A 19,291-nucleotide genomic window follows, 5' to 3' on the forward strand; every position below is an offset into this window, starting at 1 on the left:
AGGGGAACAGACCATTCTTCAAGCTTCATACCACGTCAAAGAGAATAAGGTGACATATAGCCATCTGTATAAAACGCAAACGATTAAAAGACCATTCATTCGACTTGTTACTAAGAGACAGCTTATGTTATTGGGTTTGTTTAAGTACGAGCGTAATGGGTGTCAAGTGAGAGCAATGAATAGACGAGTGAGATCAAAGAATAGAAAGAGCAAATAATAAAGCGCCGAGGTTCTGAAACAAGTTCAGAACGACGCCGTTTTTGTTTTTAAGCGCCTTCGCTCTGGTTTTAAGCGCCTTCGCTCTGGTTTTGAACGCCTTCGCTCTTGAGCCAATTAATGTGGGCTAATTAACAGGCAATTCAACACATCAAAAATACTCCTCAAACTCCTTACGCAACAACGCCATCATATTCGGTCTACGCTTATTTTGCAGAATGACATCAGCCATCAAGTCGGCAAATTGCTGATGAATGTCAGCGTTGTCGGGTAACTGATTCCGCAATTTTTTTAGTATCGACACGGCTTCGTGATAGCTCTGACTGTTAGATTGCTGCAACACCAGCGTTAAGGCTCTCGCACAATATTGAATGGCTTTTTCAGGAAAGTCAGAGGCCAACTTAACCGACGCCATACGCAATACTTCTTCGCCAGCCTTGTTGTTATCCAGCCAATTAACCGCCTTATCGAAAGCATTCTCATCCAGATAAAAGTGAACAATATCGTCTTGGCCAACGCTGATGCGCGCCAATTTCCTTGCCTTATCAGTCTGAGAATTGGCTCGCGCCAACAAGCTCGACTCCACATCAGACATTAACGTATCGGGCTGCCACCCCATAATCTCAACAGCACGTTGAAGCCGTTGCCATGAATAATATCCCGGGTAACGATTAAACTGTTCCCATGCAATGGCCCAGGCTTTTTGGGTATCCCCCAAAGCCGCATAGACTTTAATCGCCTGAGCATCCCACTCATTTTGATAACGGTTTGCCGTTGCCATTTTTTGCGCCGCCAACAACCAGTCTTCTGCTTGAAATTCATCATGGTTATCCAGACAAAATTGGCTAATCGCTAACAGGTCGTGAAAACTGGATGCCATTTTGCTTTTGATTTTCAATGCGTTGCTAAACTCTTTTGCCTGAGGCAAATGAGTCAACAGCATTTCTCCCAGTCGTAGCAGATCAAAATTCATTTCGCGCTTTTGAATATCCGCATTCACTGCAATGGCATCAAACTGCTGCTGGCAGTTTTGCAAAAATACCGACATTTCCTCGTCATTTAGCTGAAAATCGCCGGGAATTTTCGGGAGACCTTCAATCTCTGAATTTAGGTGACTTAACAACCATTGCGCTTTGTCCTGCGCATTCCATGTTTGACGCGCCACCGCATGAGGTAAGGCGTCAGACAACAAATATTGCACGCCAAAACGAAAACCACCGGAATCGTCAACCCGCTCAGCGACTTTATTCAAACGCTCGTAAATGGAAAATATCAGCTTTAAATGTTCTTCTGCGGGTAGTTGGCGAGCCGCCTCAAGTACATCAGCAATTGCCCGCTCAGCGGCATTGAAATACTCAGCGACCTTTCTGTATTCCCAAATATCTTTAATCGGCAGCGATTTAGTCACCAGCTTTTTAAGCGAACCAAAATCCTGCTTTGAAGAGGCAATAACGGCCTTGTTCATCCATCGGGCATATTGATGTTTATTGTCACAAAGCAACTCATATAAAGACTTGTGCAAAGTGTCGGCAGGAAGCGCCTGAATATACTGTTGCAGCAATGCATCTTTATTGACTTTCGGAGCCGATTTCTTTTTGACGGGCTGCTCTTCTTCTGTTTCTTCTGCCTCAAATGACTCATTGTTCAGTGTGGCGTTATAAGCCAGCACCAGTGCAACACAATGCTTACACACCGCCTGGTAATCAAAGGCCGGGCAATTACATCTACAACGCCAGGAGCCATTATCCTTAATACTCACCCCCACGCGGTAATCATAGGTACCCGACACAATACCCGATATTTCACTGCCCGATTGTTGCTGCAAAACAACATCACCTTTGCGAAAAATGCTTTTCCCCTTGGTAAAGGTTGAATTGCCAGCGACCTCTAATAACTGCTCTTCCGAAATCATCGTTCATGCATTCTGGTTGCAATAAATGGCGGTATTATCCACAGCTCATACGCTCATGTACATTCCAATCCAACACCTTTTTATTTGCATCAACACAATTGATGCAACTATTTTCTTGATCTAAAACGCACCACCCAATATATTGCATCAAGCGCGTTGAAGTGATTAAAAACTACAGGACTCTCCGACAGGTGACGTTAAGCCAAATAGCAACCATTAATGCTGGTTATCCTTTTCGAGGAGCCATCGCCGAAAAAGCCACAAGCGCTATTCTGGCGGTGCAAATGCGCGACACCTCGGAAAGCGGCGGCATTCATTGGCATACCTGTACAGCAACCACGCCTACCGGAAAGCGCGAACCACAATGGTTGCAGGAAGGCGATATTCTTATTGCCGCGCGAGGTAATCGTTATTACGCGGTTCTGGTTAAAGACATCCCGCCCAATACAGTCGCACTCGCAGCACCCCAGTTTTATGTGGTAAGAACGCTGGCAAAAGCCTTACTACCGGAATTTTTAATGTGGCAGCTTAACCAGCCGCCCTGCCAACGTTATCTGGACAAAAACAGCGAAGGCACCAGCAGCAAAAGCATCAGAGCGTCGGTGTTAGCCGATTTGCCAATAATAGTGCCATCGTTGGAAAAACAGCGCACAATATTGGCCTTAAACGCGCTGATACTAAAAGAACGCAAAGCCGCACAAGCGCTGATCCATAACGGCGAACAGATGCTGGCAAGCATAGCCAATGACCTGTTCACCCAGGCTTGAACACCAACAACGAATATCGGGAACAACAAAAACATGAGCGAAAGAGTCAGTCAGGACAGTATCAACAAAGCCGTATGGTCGGCGTGTGACACATTCCGGGGCACAGTAGATCCAAGCATTTACAAAGATTACGTACTGACCATGCTGTTCGTTAAGTACCTGACCGACGTATGGCAAGACCACTACGACGAATACAAAAAGCAGTACGGCGACGCGCCTGAACTTATCCATGCCATGATGTCGAACGAACGCTTTGTGCTTCCCGCCGAGGCCAGTTTTTATCATCTTTACGACAAACGCCATCAACCCGGCAACGGCGAGCGTATCGACAAAGCACTACACGCCATCGAAGATGCCAACATCAGCAAGCTGGCCGACGTGTTTCAGGACATCAGCTTTAACTCCAACAAGCTGGGCGACGAACACCAGAAAAACGACATTCTGCGCCACTTGCTGGAAGACTTCGCCAAAGACTCACTCAACCTGCGTCCCTCCCGCGTGGGCAACCTCGACATCATTGGCAATGCCTACGAATTTTTGATCAAAAACTTCGCGGCAACATCGGGCAAAAAAGCCGGTGAATTCTATACACCGCCAGAAGTGTCGGAGCTGATCGCCGAATTAGTCGCCCCGGAAGAAGGCGATGAAATATGCGACCCCACCTGCGGCTCGGCGTCGCTGTTATTAAAATGCGCCAACCAGATACAAAGCAAACATAAAGGCTCGAAAAAATTCGCGCTGTACGGGCAAGAAGCCATTGGCAGCACCTGGGCGCTGGCGAAAATGAATATGTTTTTGCATGGTATCGACAACCACAAAATTGAGTGGGGCGATACCATTCGCAACCCCAAATTGCTCGACAGCAACGGCAAGTTAAAATTGTTCGATGTGGTGGTGGCTAATCCGCCTTTCTCTCTGGAAAAATGGGGCATTGAAGTCGCCGAAGACGACAAACACACCCGCTTTAAACGCGGCTTACCGCCCAAAACCAAAGGCGACTACGCCTTTATCAGCCACATGGTAGAAACACTTAAACCCGCCACCAAAGGCAACGGCGGCAGAATGGGCGTAGTCGTGCCACACGGCGTACTGTTCCGCGGTGCCAGCGAAGGCAAAATACGCACAAGGCTGATAGAAGAAGGCATGTTAGACGCTGTTATTGGCTTGCCCGAAAAGCTGTTTTACGGCACCGGCATTCCCGCCGCCGTTCTGCTGTTCCGTCGCTTTAAATCTAACAACAACGTGCTGTTTATCGACGCCAGCCGCGAATTTAAAGCCGGAAAAAACCAGAACCAGCTCACCGACGACAACATCGCCAAAATCGTCGCCACCTACCAAAGCCGTGAAAGCATCGACAAATACAGCTATGTCGCCAGCCTGGATGAACTAAAAGAAAACGACTACAACCTGAATATTCCCCGCTACGTCGACACCTTTGAAGAAGAAGAGGAAATCGACCTCATGGCCGTTCGCGCCGAACGCCTAACGCTAAAAGCCGAACTACAGGAACTGGAAACCCAAATGGAAAGCTACCTAAAGGAGCTGGGTTATGAGTAGTCAATACCATTTTGCCGACGCCGGGAAAATGGTCGGTTCAGCACCTGGTAGTAGCCAAGAAATCGACAATCTCATGTTAACTTGCAATACCAACACAAACCGTCGTCATGCTGAACTTGTTTCAGCATCTCCCAACAGCCATACCAACATTAATCATCGTCATGCTGAACTTGTTTCAGCATCTCTCACACACCCTGCATTGCTTAACCCGGAGCCCCTCTCCTGTCATACCAGGCTCGACCCGGCATCCAGAGCAACAGCGCAAACAAGCCTATTAAATGCAAAAGGGAGGGAAGGTTATGGTGCCTAAAGGGTGGACATATGGTGCAATAGAACAATATATAGAGTTAGTTAATGGGTTTGCTTTTAAAAGCTCTGAATACACAACTCTCGAACACGACATCAAATTATTACGCGGCGACAATATAACTTCAGGCTCATTACGTTGGAAGAATGCAAAGAGATGGCCTAAAGAGCATTATCCTTCTCTTAATAAGTTTCATTTGAATGAAGGAGATATAGTAATTGCTATGGATCGTACATGGGTTTCTAGTGGCTTAAAAGTAGCGCCGGTGACTTTAGAAGATCTTCCCTGCTTATTAGTTCAACGTGTATCAAGAGTGAGAGCAAAAAATAATTTTGAACAAAGCCTTCTGAAACAAATATTTATTGGTCATCAATTTGAGCAGTATGTGAAATCCGTCCAAACAGAAACCGCAGTCCCCCATATAAGTCCTCAACAAATTAGAAAATTCCCAATTCTTGTTCCCCCCTTACCCGAACAACAAAAAATCGCTCAAATCCTTTCCACTTGGGATAAGGCTATTGCAACAACCGAAAAGCTGCTTACCAATAGCCAGCAACAGAAAAAAGCATTAATGCAGCAATTGCTTACAGGGAAAAGGCGCTTATTGGATGAATGGGGTATTCCTTACAAAAAGCGTTGGGAAAAAGTAAAGCTAGGTGATGTTAGTTTCATAACAACGGGGGTTTCTAACAGAGAAGATTCCATATTGGATGGGGAGTTTGCTTTTTTTGATCGTTCAGAGGACATTAGAACCAGTAATCAATTCTTATACGACACCGAGGCCGTTATTGTTCCAGGAGAAGGGCAAGACTTCATACCCAAACACTTTTCAGGGAAATTTGATCTTCACCAAAGAACTTACGCAATAATGGATTTTAAAAATTCGATAGGTAAGTTTATTTATTACTATATACATTATTTCCGTAGCTATTTTTTGTCACAAGCCGTAGGAAGCACAGTAAAATCGCTTAGATTACCGATGTTCCAAAAAATGCCTATTCATGTTCCATCACTCAAAGAACAAACCGCTATCGCTAATGTCCTTTCCACCGCCGACAAGGAAATCGACACACTGAAACAAAAACTGTCGGCATTAAAACAAGAAAAACAAGCACTAATGCAACAACTACTCACTGGCAAACGCCGGGTTAAGGTCGAGGAGGCCGCATGAATTCAGAACCACTAGAAGACGATGATTTGACCTTTATTGAAGATATACTCGAAAAGTATGGCAACGATGATTCCATTTTGTGCGCTTCTGAGCTGGATGGCTTTTTAACCGCGATAGTATCGGGCCCCAATATGCTGCTTCCCAGCCAATGGATGCCGGAAATATGGGGCGGCGCAGGTAATGAGCCAGAATGGGAAAGTGAACAGGAAGTGCAGCGTTTTATGTCGCTGGTAATGCGAAATATGAATAATAACATTGATATGTTGATGCATTATCCCGATGAATTTGAATGTTTATTCGATATGGGCATACCCGCAGAAGAAGGCGGAGACCCGGTTCTCATCCCGGAAGAATGGTGCTTTGGTTACATAAGAGGAATGACACTGGGTGATTGGCCAGAATGGTCGGAACTTCCAGAGGAACTAAAAATGGCGCTGGATATGGTGGCTCTGTTTGGTCTGGAAGATAACTTTGACGTAGTGGAAAACTTGTCTATGGAAGAGCATCAGGAACTCACCCATGCTATCGCACCAGCCGCCGCCGCCCTGTACCACTATTTTCTGCAACAGCGAGCGCCAGGTTCAATAGAAGGAGCATTAAACAGGCCAATGCCGGAAGTACGAACAGAGCCCAAAACAGGGCGCAATGATCCATGCCCTTGTGGCAGTGGTAAAAAGTATAAAAAGTGCTGTTTGCATTAATGGCTTTTCACCTTGGGAGATAAGCGATGAAAGAAAGCCAATTAGCCCAGGCTCCGGAAGGCGAGTTTATTCTATTTAGAAGCGCAGATGGCAAGGTTCAGGTTGAGTGTCGCTTTGGATCCGATACCTTATGGCTTTCGCAGGCAATGATTTGTCAGCTTTACGGCAAAGCAAAATCAACCATTAGCGAACATATTTCCAATATTTTTGAAGCCAATGAACTGGTCGAAGATTCAGTTGTTCGGTTTTACCGAACAACTGCTGCCGATGGCAAACCCTATGACGTTAAATACTACAGTCTGCCTTTGATTTTAGCTGTGGGTTACAGAGTGAGATCGCCACAAGGCACGCAATTCAGGCAATGGGCTACCCGCACTTTGCAGGAGTATATTGTTAAAGGCTTTGTTATAGACGACGAACGTCTGAAAAACCCGCCAGTGGGCCATTCTGTTGTACCGGATTATTTTGACGAATTACTGGAACGTATTCGCGATATACGCGCCAGTGAACGCCGGGTGTATTTGCGTGTGAAAGACATTTTCACCATGGCAGCCGATTATGAGCCTTCGCTACAAGACACCAACAGGTTCTTTCAAACCATACAAAACAAACTGCACTTTGCCAGCACGGGTTTAACCGCCGCAGAAATTATTAGCACTCGCATTGACGCCAACAAACCCAACCTTGGACTCACCAGTTTTAAAAGCGATGAAGTAAGAAAAACGGATGTCACCATTGCCAAAAACTACCTGACCGAAGACGAAATAAAAGCACTGAATCGCATTGTGAATATGTGGCTCGATTTTGCCGAAGATCAGGCCATGCAAAGAAAGCAGATATTCTTGCAGGATTGGGCGGAAAAGCTGGATCAGTTTCTGGCATTTAACAGTCGGGATGTACTTGAAGGTAAAGGCAGCATCAGCAAAAAAGCCGCCGATGAAAAAGCCCGTCTGGAGTTCGAGAAATATGCAAGCCATCGCAGAAAGCTGAAAGAACAGGAAGGCGCTGAGATTAACATTCAAGCCCTTCGGGACATTCTTAAACAAGACAACTCTTAAAGCAGTAGCAAGAGCAGAAACATTTAGAGGCAAGGTAAAAGGAACGCAGATGACTGTACCCAATACCAACGAACAATACGCTAGCCATATTCCGGCTGTTGCAACGTTAATCTCTTTGGGGTGGCAGTTTATCTCACAAAGTGACTGTATGGCGCTACGCGGCTCAAGCCGTGAAGTATTATTAAAACCGCAATTAATTGCTTACTTAAGCAAGAAAACCTTTGATTATAAAGGGCAAACCTACCCGCTTTCAGCTCAGGCCATTGACCAGATCTTGCGTAAACTGAGCTCGCCCGGGCTTAACGAAGGTTTGATGGCAGCAAACCAGACTCTTTACAACGACCTGACCCTGGGCATCACCGTGACCGAGTTTATGCCCGACGGTAAAAAGTACCAGCCCAATGTCGCCCTCATCGACTGGCAACATATCGACAACAACCTGTTTTATGTCAGCGAAGAATTCGAGGTGTTAAACGGCTCGGGAACCCAGTCTCGCCGCCCGGATGTAGTCTGTTTCGTGAATGGCATACCGCTCGTAGTCATTGAAGCGAAACGCCCCGATTCAGGCAATGCGGGTAAGTCGATGGTGGACGAAGGCATTAGCCAGACCATTCGTAACCAAAAGCAGGATGAGATCCCTGAACTGTTTGTTTATGCCCAATTAATGCTGGCCATTAGCATGACCGAAGGGCGTTACGGCACCACCGAAACCGAAGCCAAGTTTTGGGCTAAATGGGACGAAGAGGAACTGGCGCCGAGTGTTTTTCATGACATCAAGAACACGCCGATACCAGCACAGCAAAAACAGGCGTTATTTGCCGATAAATCGGAGAAAATCGCTCGTTATTTCGAAGAACTGTGGTCGAAAGAGCAACTACCTAGTAATCAGGACAAGCTGATCATTAGCCTGTTATCGAAACAGCGATTATTGGAGTTTGTGCGCTATTTTATTCTGTTCGACAAAAAAGTCGGCAAAATCGCCGCACGTTACCAGCAGGTTTTCGGCATTAAAGCCTTAATCAAGCAAATTTCCGGGTTTAAGCCCGACGGCAGCCGCGAAGGCGGCGTGATCTGGCATACCACAGGCTCGGGCAAGTCCTTCACTATGGTGTTGCTGTGTAAAGCGTTGTTGCTTGCCAATGAGTTGCAAGATTGCCGGATCATTGTGGTTACAGACCGGGTTGATCTGGAAACGCAGTTAGCAAAAACCTTTCTAACCGGCGGCGCTTTTGGCAGCGACATTTCCAGCAAAAAGAAAGGCGATGAGCTGGCCAAGGTCAAAACCGGAAAACAGTTAGCGCAACGCATTGGCGAAGGTAATGAGCGCATTATCTTCACTATCATTAACAAATTTACCAGCGCGACCAAACTGCCAGAATGCCACAACCCGTCTAACAAGCTGATTGTGTTAATTGACGAGGGGCATCGCAGCCAAGGGGGCGAAACCCACGAGCGAATGCGCCAGGCATTACCGAATGCCTCGTATATTGCCTTTACTGGAACGCCGCTGCTTAAAAACGACAAAACCACCAACAAGTTTGGCCCTATTGTTCACGCTTACACCATGAAACGGGCAGTGGAAGATGGCACGGTAACGCCGCTTTTATATGAAGAGCGTAAGCCCGAACTGAATGTGAATGCGGCTTCTATCGACGCCTGGTTTGACAAGATCACCCAAGGCTTGTCGGAAGCGCAAAAAACCGATCTCAAGAAGAAGTTCTCAACCAAAGGGGTTATTTATGGCGCAGAACGGCGGTTGGAGTTAATTGCCTGGGATATTGCCACGCATTTTAATGACAACTTCAAAGCGCTGGATATGGGCTTAAAGGGGCAATTGGCTTGTGATTCCAAGCTTTCGGCGATCCGCTATAAAAAATTTCTGGATGACATTGGCCTGGTCAGCAGTGCCATTGTGATTTCCCCTCCCGATACCCGAGAGGGGCATGAAAAGGTTGATGAGTCTGCCCTGCCCGAGATCCAGCAGTGGTGGAAAGACAACGTTAAAAGCGACGCTGATACCTATGAAAAAAAGGTCATTGAAGACTTCGCCACCGAAGGCGCACCCGACATTTTAATTGTGGTTGATAAGCTGTTAACCGGGTTTGATGAACCCAGAAATTCGGTGCTCTACATTGATAAGCCCTTAAAGCAACACAACCTGATCCAGGCCATTGCACGGGTAAATCGTCTGCATGAACAAAAGCAATATGGCTTACTAATTGATTATCGCGGCATATTGAAAGAATTGGATACCGCCATTGCCAAGTATCAAGATTTGGAAAAGCGTACTCAGGGCGGGTTTGACTTGAACGACATCGACGCCATGTATGCTGATGTGAATACCGAATACCGGCGTTTGCCGCAGTTACATGCTGCGCTTTGGGCAATTTTTGCGAGTGTTGTTAACCGACAAGACATTGAACAGTATCGACAGGTTTTGCTGCCGAAATATCAAAAAGATAACGAAGGCGTTGAATATGATGCTCGCCTGAAATTACGGGAAGACTTTTACGACGCGCTAACCCAGTTTGGTTTGTGCTTGAAGGTGGCCTTATCGACCCGCAGTTTTTTTGAAGATTCGGCATTTTCTGAAGACCGGATAACAGAATATAAGCGCGACCTGAAATGGTTCCTGGATCTTAGAAAAATCGTCCGTCAGGATGCCTTGGAAACCATTGATTATTCTACTTACGAGAAGCAAATCCGTAAGCTGGTGAATAAAGATGTGACCGCTAACGCGATTGCGGAGCCCGACGGCGTGTATGTGGTGAGTGAACTTGGCAGGGAAGAGCCTGAAAGTTGGAATGAAGAAAAAACCCGCAACGAAACCGATATTATTCGCACTCGTTTGAAAAAAAGCATAGAGCAGGAGCTTGCCGCAGACCCCTACGCGCAACAATATTTTTCCGAGCTGTTAAAACAGGCCATTCTGGAAGCGGAAGCCTTATTTGATCATCCTTATAAACAGTATGCGATTTTTAAAACGGCCGAAGAGCAGATGAAGGCCAGGGACATTCCCGACATGCCACCCGCCTTTGCCAACAATAAACAAGCCCAGGCCTATTATGGTGCGTTCAGGTTAGCCTTGGGCGAAGAGCTGACACACTTTGATGATGAAACCCAAGCGTCGCTGATCACAGAAGCCTTTGAAGTAGAAAACATCGTTCGCGACGCCGTTGCAGAAAACTCGTTGAATCCCTTGGGTATTGAATCGGCGATACAACGGGCTCTTTTGCCGCGCCTGTTTGCCCTTGTTGGCCTTGATCGCGCACAAGACATTATTGAGCAGGTGATTAATATCATGCGTGCCGGGTTCAATCGCAAATGATCACCGAACATGAAATTCGTTACGGCGATGACATTATTCGATTCACCTTATGTCGAAGCGACCATGCCGTTGCCGATAGCAAAAGAAAAGTCACCATTCATGTTCACCCCAATGGCGATGTGCAGGTTGACGCCCCGAATAAGGCTTCCACCGAGGAAGTGAAGCAAGCGCTGCAAAAAAGGGCAAGATGGGTGTTGCAACACCGTAGCGAGGCGCTTGCCAGGCAACAGCATGTGCTGCCTCGTTGCTATGTGAGCGGAGAGTCGGTTTTCTATCTGGGACGACGCTATGTATTAAAAGTGCTTGAAGCCGCTGATAAGCAGGTAAAACTGGTTGGGGGGCAGCTTAAGGTTTATTCCGATCCCGCCAACCCGGGTTTGGTCAAAGAGCAACTGAATGCCTGGTACAGAAAACAGGCTCTCGTCGTGTTTGAACGAAGACTCAAAGCCGTTGTAGAAAAAGCCCCCTGGGTTAACACCGCACCAAACTGGAAATTGCTGGTGATGCAAAAGCAATGGGGAAGCTGTTCACCTACCGGGCTTTTGTCACTCAACCCGCATTTGGTGAAAGCCCCTACAAAATGCATTGACTACGTGCTGCTACACGAGCTTTGCCACTTAAAAGAACACAACCACAGCCCCGAATTTTATCGCCTGCTGTCGCGACAAATGCCCGACTGGGAAACGGTTAAAGGCAAACTGGATGGCATGGCAGAGTTGATATTGAATGAGTGAAGGTGGTCGCCAAGTGGTCGCCTCGGGTGTTTTTTGAGTGTAAATGGTCGCTTTTTGAAGGTGTTTTTCCGGTGACTTTTCCAGCTCCAGAAACAAAAAAACCTGCGTTAAGCAGGTTCTTGTGAGATGGTACCAGAGGCCGGACTTGAACCGGCACAGTATTGCTACCGGCGGATTTTGAATCCGCTGCGTCTACCAATTTCGCCACTCTGGCATCTCAGATTGTGTGCTCTTGCAAGTGATTCCAAACTGACTATTTTTCAGTGATTGGCTTCCCTTGTGAGCGGTGCATATTAAATGGATTCTGGGGTTTTAAGTCAACTGTTTTTTTGTTTATTTTGACACTTGGGTTACGGAGTGCTGCAAAAAGCAGCACTTTGAGCAAATCTTTCTCTACAAACAACCATTATCTGCATATGTTGGCAGATAATGGTTGCTAACACAGACTGAATTTAGCTGCGTTTTACCGCTTTAGGTTCGTTGTGAATACGCATTTTGTTCACAGCTTCAAATGCGCTGCTGTACGCCGGGCGTTTCACATATTTACCTGCGCCTTTCACGGTACGTAAATCACCTTCTGTCCAGACTACTTTGCCTTGGCTTAAGGTGTGTACCGCAATACCGGTAACAGTTCGACCTTCAAAGATATTGAAGTCGATGTTTTGGTGGTGAGTTTTTGCTGAAATAGTACGAGTTCCTTTTGGATCCCAAATCACGATATCAGCATCAGCTCCTACTTCAATGGCTCCTTTACGTGGATACATATTGAAGATTTTCGCCGTATTGGTGGAAGTCACAGCCACAAACTCGTTGGGTGTCAGCTTGCCTGTCGTCACGCCCGCATCCCAAAGTACCGACATTCTATCTTCGACACCAGCTGTACCATTCGGGATTTTGGAGAAATCATCTTTACCCATGGCTTTTTGGTCTGCGCAGAAGCAGCAGTGGTCGGTTGCTGTAGTTTGCAAATTACCTGATTGTAACCCTTTCCAGAGTGCATCCTGGTGCTTTTTCGGGCGGAATGGCGGGCTCATAACGTGAGCTGCTGCATATTCCCAGTTTTCGTTTTGGTAAACCGAATCATCAATTTCCAAATGCCCCGCCAAGACCTCACCATATACGCGCTGTCCATTATTACGCGCATCGGTAATGGCATGTAGCGCTTCTTCACAAGATACGTGAACACAATACAGAGGAACGTTCAACGCCTGGGCAATGCGAATGGCTCTGTTCGCCGCTTCGCCTTCCACTTCAGATGGACGCGATAATGGATGGCCTTCAGGGCCAGTGATACCACGCTCCAGAATTTTGCGTTGCAAGTGATAAACCAGATCGCCATTTTCTGCGTGAACCGTTGGCATAGCGCCCAATTCCAAACAGCGAGTAAAGCTGTTAATGAGCGTTTCGTCTTCTGCCATGATGGCATTCTTATAAGCCATGAAGTGCTTGAAGCTGTTCACACCATGATCGTGCACCAGTTTACCCATGTCTTCATACACTGACTCGTCCCACCAGGTAACAGCAACGTGGAAACCATAATCTGTCGCAGATTTCTCAGCCCACTCCATCCACTGATGGTAAGCGTCCATAAGCGGCTGCTGTGGATTTGGGATAACGAAATCTATGATGGACGTTGTACCACCAGCAGCACCAGCGCTGGTGCCAGTAAAGAAATCTTCACTGGCAACTGTGCCCATGAAGGGAAGTTGCATATGAGTGTGGGGGTCGATGCCGCCAGGCATCACTAACAAGTCACCTGCGTCGATGACTTCTGTACCCGCAGGCACATCCAGATTCTCCCCAATTGCCTCAATGATTCCGTTATTGCAGTAAACATCTGCTCGATAACTTTTATCTGCCGAGACAACTTCACCGCCTTTTATCAAAATTGCCATGTGAACTCCACGATGTCGGTTAAATACCATGTTAGAAGCGATAAAATCAGGCAGATATCGACACTTTTTATCAACAATTACCGATGAAGAATTGTGACTAATGCTGAAACAGGCCAAGATTAGGAAAAGTCTAAAATCTGCCTGAATAGATATGAACGCACTGAAAAATACATCGCTTCTTTTGGCGTTATGTTTTTTGTTCCAAAACTAATATTGTTCAAGGTGAAATATTTTACAACCCTTAAACGTAATTTTCTTTGTGTACATCTCGTAAAAAAGTATCCAACACCATGTTGTGTCTATTGCATTTTCTGGTCACTGTGCGGTATTGAGTCACGAAATTATATTGCTCTGGATTAAGCGCCCGCATTTTTCCATCTTGAATCCATCTTTTCGCATAATGGGTAGGTAAATAACCAATATAGCTTCCTGTCAAAATGAGCAAAGCAACCCCTTCTCTGTCGGTTGCTGTCGCAGAGGTTTTTAGATTTTGATAGTGGCATCGGGTCTGCGCTGATTGCGCGTAGGCAGGAGCAACGGCATCATGTTGCTGGATCAGTTGTTCAGTAATTTCTTCCTCGGGTATATCAAATAACTCATGCTCTTTGCCGCAATAAAGAAGGGATTCTTCGTTATACAGCTCGGTATATTGCAGTCCGGGTAAAGTACGAATGTTAGGGACAACCCCGACATGCAATCCGCCGTCCAGTATAGAGCGTTCAATCTCATTTGGCGGGATCATGCGGATCTGAATTTCAACATCAGGCCCTTTCTCTTTTAGCGCCTTAAGCGCATGGGAAATTTTCATGTGCTCAATGGTGACAAGGTTATCGGTTATGCCGATATTCAGCTCACCTGTCAGGTGCTCATGAATAAAATTCACTTTTGAGCGAAAATCTTCCAGGGAAGTCATTAACTGCTGACTAGCCTGATAAACTAATTTTCCTTCTTCGGTCAATGAGAAACCAGCCCGCCCTCGCTGACATAATCTCATACCTAAACGTTCTTCTAAGTCTGACATGCTAATGCTAATCGCAGAACGAGTGATATTCAGCTCGACTTCCGCTGCAGAAAAGCCTCCACATTCAACTACTGTGCGGAATACACGCAATAACCGAATATCAAAATTACTCAGCTGTGGCGCTATTTTGTTATTTCTGCTCATACGTATGTTTTAGTTTAGAAAATGCTTAAGTAAAGATTAATAAATTAATATGGATTAAAAATAAATCCAAGAATAAACTCATTATAATCTTGACCAATTGGTCAAATTTTTCCAAACTAGTATTTCGACTCACTTGAGCAAATAGAATTAACGATCGACAAGTGAACAACGGAGAGCTTCATGGCAGACATTTCAGCATCAAAAACGGAATTACCGAATAAAGAATCACTCGAAGCATTTTGGATGCCTTATACCGCAAATCGGTATTTCAAAGAAAATCCAATTATTGTGACAGGTGCAGAAGGTAATTATTTCACGACCCAGGATGGTAAAACAGTTTACGACGCCTTTTCCGGGCTGTGGTGTACTGGCATGGGTCATGGTCGTAGTGAAATTGTTGATGCAGTGTCGAAAGGCATTAGAACACTGGATTACTCACCTGCATTTCAGGTTGGTAATGATTTAGCGTTCGAAGTAGCGAACAAGGTAAAAGCCATTACGCCTGAAGGTCTGGATCATGTGTTTTTCACCAATTCAGGTTCAGAAGCTGCCGATACGGCACTGAAAATGGCTCGCGCTTATTGGCGTTTAAAAGGCCAGGGTACAAAAACCCGTTTTATTGGTCGCGCGCTGGCTTATCACGGTGTGAACTTCGGCGGTATCAGTGTTGGCGGTATCGCAGGTAACAGAAAGCTGTATGGTCAAGGTGTCGATGCCGTGCATCTGCCTCATACCCTGTTACCAGAAAACCGCTTCACAAAAGGTATGCCTGAGACTGGCGCTCATTTAGCAGACGTATTGGAAGACATGCTGATCATGCATGATCCCTCCAACGTAGCAGCGGTTATCGTTGAACCTTTTTCCGGTTCTGCGGGAGTGATCATTCCGCCAGTGGGTTATTTGCAGCGTTTACGTGAAATTTGCGACAAGCACAATGTATTGTTGATTTTCGATGAAGTTATCACTGGCTTCGGTCGTACCGGTCAAGCTTTTGGAGCTGACACCTTTGGCGTAACGCCCGACATTATGACCATGGCGAAAGGCATTACCAACGGCACAGTACCAATGGGCGCAGTGGTTAGCAAAGGTGACATTTACAACACCTTTATGGAAAACGGTGGCCCTGAATACATGTTGGAATTTCCACATGGTTATACCTATTCAGGTCATCCGGTTGCTTGTGCAGCAGCAATAGCAGCCCTGGATCTGTTTGAAAAAGAAAAGATGTCGGAAAAAGTGGCAGCAATGTCGCCTTATTTCGAGGAACAAATTCATAATTTGAAGGGACTAAAACATATTGCTGACATTCGCAATTTCGGTTTGGCCGGCGCATTAGAAATTGCATCGTTCAATGGTAATGAACCCGCTAAACGCCCCTTTGAGATTTTCCGTCGCTGTTGGGACGCTGGTGTTTTTGTTCGCTGTGGTGCGAACACAATACAAATTGCCCCTATGTTCACAGCAACGAGAGAAGAAATTGATCACACCTTTAACGTATTGCACGACGCGATATTAGCAACTGAATAGTAATCGAGTAGTTAGGAATAGATGATATGAATACCATTACGCATTTTATTAACGGACAAGAGGTAGACGAGCAAGCTCGCTATCAGGACGTCTATAACCCTGCTACCGGTGAAATCACAGGGCGCGTTGCCTTAGCGTCGAAAGAAAAACTGGAAGATGCCGTTGCTGTTGCAAAAGCAGCCTTTCCAGCATGGCGCTCCACTCCACCATTAAAACGCGCTCAAATTATGTTTCGCTTCAAGCAATTGCTTGAAGATAACGCAGCAGAAATTTGCAACTTACTCACAGCAGAACACGGTAAAGTCACCGATGATGCCATGGGTGAATTACGCCGCGGTATCGAGAATGTCGAGTATGCCTGCGGTGCGCCAGAATTACTAAAAGGCGAACACTCGCGCAATACCGGCCCTGGCATTGATAGCTGGTCTGAATTCCAGCCGCTAGGTGTGGTTGCAGGTATCACTCCTTTTAACTTTCCGGCCATGGTGCCTTTATGGATGTATCCAATGGCCATTGCCTGTGGCAACACATTCATATTGAAACCTTCTGAACGCGATCCTAGTGCCCCCATGTTTATTGGTAAGTTGCTAAAAGAAGCCGGTGTGCCTGATGGCGTATTCAACATCGTGAATGGCGACAAAGAATGCGTCGATGCCATTTTGGAATCACCCGATATTCAAGCCGTCAGCTTTGTCGGTTCAACACCGATTGCTGAATACGTTTACTCAAAAGGTAATGCCAACGGTAAGCGCGTACAAGCTCTGGGTGGCGCGAAAAACCACGCCATCATCATGCCAGATGCCGATTTAGACAATGTGGTAGATGCCTTGATGGGCGCAGCCTACGGCTCTTGTGGTGAACGCTGCATGGCGATTTCCGTTGCAGTATGTGTTGGCGATGACGTTGCCAATCAAATCGTCGGCGATCTGAAAAGCCGCGTTTCCGAACTGCGCATTGGCCCAGGGTTGGAAAATGGCCAGGAAATGGGGCCATTAATCACTCAACAACATTATGAAAAAGTGGCGGGTTTGATCACCAATGGTGTGAATGAAGGAGCCAAATTACTGGTTGATGGTCGAGACTTTAGTGTCGCAGGGCATGAAAAAGGTTACTTCTTGGGCGGTAGTTTATTTGACCATGTCACACCGGATATGGAAATATATAAGACCGAGATATTTGGCCCTGTGTTGTGTGTGGTACGGGTTGATTCCCTGCAAACTGCCATGGATATGATCGACAATCATGAATATGGCAACGGTACCTGCATATTTACACGGGACGGTGGTGCTGCCCGTTATTTTTCAGATCACATTAACGTAGGCATGGTTGGGGTTAATGTTCCTCTGCCTGTGCCTGCTGCATACCATAGTTTCGGTGGATGGAAGCGCTCGTTGTTTGGAGACTTGTCTGCCTATGGTCCTGATTCTGTAAGATTCTATACACGTCGTAAAACCATTACTCAACGATGGCCTTCGTCAGGTGTGCGTGAAGGAACGCAGTTTGCGTTTCCCAGCTAGGAAGTAGCGAAGAATTTCGTATTTTGGGGAGAGTAGCCAAGTCGTAGCTCATTGTGTATTCAAAACTACAATTAAAAAGGGTAAATAATTTGAAGCAAGGCATTCAATCCAATCGATTATTGGAATCCGAAGTTGTCGAGAACTTCGGAGATATTAAACCGCTACTAACCGAAAAAGAGGTTATGGTAGCCAGTGAGCGCTGTTTGTTCTGCTACGATGCACCTTGCATAAAGGCGTGTCCAACCAGCATTGATATTCCGCAGTTTATTCGCAAGATTAACTCTGGTAACCCTCATGGCGCGGCAAAAGAAATTTTGTCGGCCAATATTCTCGGAGGCAGTTGCGCCAGAGTATGTCCTACCGAAATTTTGTGCGAAGGCGCCTGTGTGCGTAATACACAGGAACATGCGCCGGTACAAATTGGACGCTTGCAACGTTATGCGGTCGATCATCTGGATACCAGCAGACCTTATCCTTTCACTCGCGAACCTGACACAGGCAAGCATGTTGCTGTCATCGGTGGTGGCCCTGCCGGTTTGGCCTGTGCCCACCGTTTGGCTCGATTTGGTCATCAAGTCACTATTTATGAAGCCTCACAAAAAATTGGCGGATTGAATGAATACGGTATCGCCCAGTACAAACTGGTCGACAACTACGCTCAAAAAGAAGTGGATTTTATTCTTCAAATTGGCGGCATTGAGGTGAAGTACGAGTCACCTCTGGGCAGCAACCTGACGCTAGACCAGATCCGCGAACAACATGATGCCGTATTCCTGAGCATTGGCATGGGCGACGTTAACCGCCTGAACGTTCCTGGTGAAGACTTGCCAGGCGTCGAAGATGCCGTTGCTTATATTCGTCAATTACGCCAAACCCAAAACCTTGCCGAGCTTCCTGTAGGTCAACGTATCGTTGTCATCGGTGCAGGTATGACAGCGATCGATATCGCAGTGCAGAGCAAAAAGCTCGGCGCAGAAGAGGTTTCTATCGTCTATCGCCGTGATCGCAAAGCCATGGGTGCTTCAGAGCATGAGCAAGAACTGGCTCTGCAACATGGTGTACGCTTTATTCTAAATGCACAGCCTGAAGAAATACTCGGGGAATCGTCTGGTGTTACTGGTATGAACTTTAAGCGCACAGTCACCGACGATAGCGGCAAGTTAGTCACAACAGATGAAATCATTCATGTTCCATGTGATGTGGTATTTAAAGCCATCGGTCAAAAAGCAACGCCAGTTCCTTTTGAAGGTAGTAAGGAAGTTCCAGCGTTTGATAAACGCGGCAAACTTGCTGTTGACGCGCAATTCAAAACTTCTTTGCCAGACGTTTTTGCGGGCGGTGATTGTACTGAAGGTCACGACTTGACCGTTGGTGCTGTTGATCACGGTCAACGCGCAGCTCTCGCAATTCATCAACAACTACAAGAACAATAATAA

14 protein-coding genes and 1 tRNA gene are annotated in these 19,291 nt (G+C 46.3%); 11 read left to right on the plus strand and 4 right to left on the minus strand.

Annotated features, from left to right (window positions below; genetic code table 11):
• Window positions 1-367: 367 nt before the first annotated feature.
• Window positions 368-2,128 (minus strand): SWIM zinc finger family protein, encoded by a 1,761-nt coding sequence (locus KIH87_RS18140; RefSeq protein WP_232359258.1) that lies wholly within the window; start codon window positions 2,126-2,128, stop codon window positions 368-370.
• A gap of 191 nt (window positions 2,129-2,319) precedes the next feature.
• On the opposite strand from KIH87_RS18140, the gene KIH87_RS18145 reads away from it, so the two are divergent.
• The 8 genes from KIH87_RS18145 to KIH87_RS18180 are packed head-to-tail and all read left to right on the plus strand — an operon-like array spanning window position 2,320 to window position 11,751.
• On the plus strand, window positions 2,320-2,895 hold the full coding sequence (locus KIH87_RS18145; RefSeq protein ID WP_232359259.1) for a restriction endonuclease subunit S: 576 nt from the start codon (window positions 2,320-2,322) through the stop codon (window positions 2,893-2,895).
• A 33-nt stretch (window positions 2,896-2,928) separates the two neighbouring features.
• Window positions 2,929-4,452 (plus strand): type I restriction-modification system subunit M, encoded by a 1,524-nt coding sequence (locus KIH87_RS18150; RefSeq protein ID WP_232359260.1) that lies wholly within the window; start codon window positions 2,929-2,931, stop codon window positions 4,450-4,452.
• Window positions 4,445-4,762, plus strand: coding sequence for a hypothetical protein (locus tag KIH87_RS18155; RefSeq protein ID WP_232359261.1), 318 nt, complete (start codon window positions 4,445-4,447; stop codon window positions 4,760-4,762). Before KIH87_RS18150 ends, KIH87_RS18155 begins: the two co-directional genes overlap by 8 nt.
• Window positions 4,752-5,930: a restriction endonuclease subunit S gene (locus KIH87_RS18160; RefSeq protein ID WP_232359262.1), complete on the plus strand. Its 1,179-nt coding sequence runs from the start codon at window positions 4,752-4,754 to the stop codon at window positions 5,928-5,930. Before KIH87_RS18155 ends, KIH87_RS18160 begins: the two co-directional genes overlap by 11 nt.
• Complete coding sequence (locus tag KIH87_RS18165) at window positions 5,927-6,631, plus strand: UPF0149 family protein (RefSeq protein WP_232359263.1); 705 nt, start codon at window positions 5,927-5,929, stop codon at window positions 6,629-6,631. Before KIH87_RS18160 ends, KIH87_RS18165 begins: the two co-directional genes overlap by 4 nt.
• Window positions 6,632-6,657: 26 nt before the next feature.
• The gene (locus KIH87_RS18170) at window positions 6,658-7,689 is read left to right on the plus strand and encodes a virulence RhuM family protein (RefSeq protein ID WP_232359264.1); all 1,032 of its coding nucleotides are present in this window, start codon (window positions 6,658-6,660) and stop codon (window positions 7,687-7,689) included.
• 49 nt (window positions 7,690-7,738) lie between these two features.
• Complete coding sequence (locus KIH87_RS18175; RefSeq protein ID WP_232359265.1) at window positions 7,739-11,017, plus strand: type I restriction endonuclease subunit R; 3,279 nt, start codon at window positions 7,739-7,741, stop codon at window positions 11,015-11,017.
• Window positions 11,014-11,751, plus strand: coding sequence for a M48 family metallopeptidase (locus KIH87_RS18180; protein WP_232359266.1), 738 nt, complete (start codon window positions 11,014-11,016; stop codon window positions 11,749-11,751). Before KIH87_RS18175 ends, KIH87_RS18180 begins: the two co-directional genes overlap by 4 nt.
• 127 nt (window positions 11,752-11,878) lie before the next feature.
• Here the strand turns inward: KIH87_RS18180 and KIH87_RS18185 are convergent.
• The 3 genes from KIH87_RS18185 to KIH87_RS18195 form a co-directional block, all read right to left on the minus strand.
• Window positions 11,879-11,965, minus strand: a tRNA-Leu gene (locus KIH87_RS18185).
• A gap of 238 nt (window positions 11,966-12,203) precedes the next feature.
• Complete coding sequence (gene hydA, locus KIH87_RS18190; protein ID WP_232359267.1) at window positions 12,204-13,646, minus strand: dihydropyrimidinase; 1,443 nt, start codon at window positions 13,644-13,646, stop codon at window positions 12,204-12,206.
• A 241-nt stretch (window positions 13,647-13,887) separates the two neighbouring features.
• On the minus strand, window positions 13,888-14,811 hold the full coding sequence (locus KIH87_RS18195; protein ID WP_232359268.1) for a LysR family transcriptional regulator: 924 nt from the start codon (window positions 14,809-14,811) through the stop codon (window positions 13,888-13,890).
• Window positions 14,812-14,991: 180 nt separating this feature from the next.
• Here KIH87_RS18195 and KIH87_RS18200 point away from each other — a divergent pair, with 180 nt between their 5' ends.
• The 3 genes from KIH87_RS18200 (at window position 14,992) to KIH87_RS18210 (ending at window position 19,288) form a co-directional block, all read left to right on the plus strand.
• Window positions 14,992-16,338: an aspartate aminotransferase family protein gene (locus tag KIH87_RS18200; RefSeq protein WP_232359269.1), complete on the plus strand. Its 1,347-nt coding sequence runs from the start codon at window positions 14,992-14,994 to the stop codon at window positions 16,336-16,338.
• A 26-nt stretch (window positions 16,339-16,364) separates the two neighbouring features.
• On the plus strand, window positions 16,365-17,855 hold the full coding sequence (locus KIH87_RS18205; RefSeq protein WP_232359270.1) for a CoA-acylating methylmalonate-semialdehyde dehydrogenase: 1,491 nt from the start codon (window positions 16,365-16,367) through the stop codon (window positions 17,853-17,855).
• An 89-nt stretch (window positions 17,856-17,944) separates the two neighbouring features.
• The gene (locus KIH87_RS18210; protein WP_232359271.1) at window positions 17,945-19,288 is read left to right on the plus strand and encodes an NAD(P)-dependent oxidoreductase; all 1,344 of its coding nucleotides are present in this window, start codon (window positions 17,945-17,947) and stop codon (window positions 19,286-19,288) included.
• The last annotated feature ends 3 nt before the right edge of the window (window positions 19,289-19,291 follow it).

The sequence above is a fragment of the Paraneptunicella aestuarii genome (assembly GCF_019900845.1).
GTDB lineage: Bacteria > Pseudomonadota > Gammaproteobacteria > Enterobacterales > Alteromonadaceae > Paraneptunicella > Paraneptunicella aestuarii.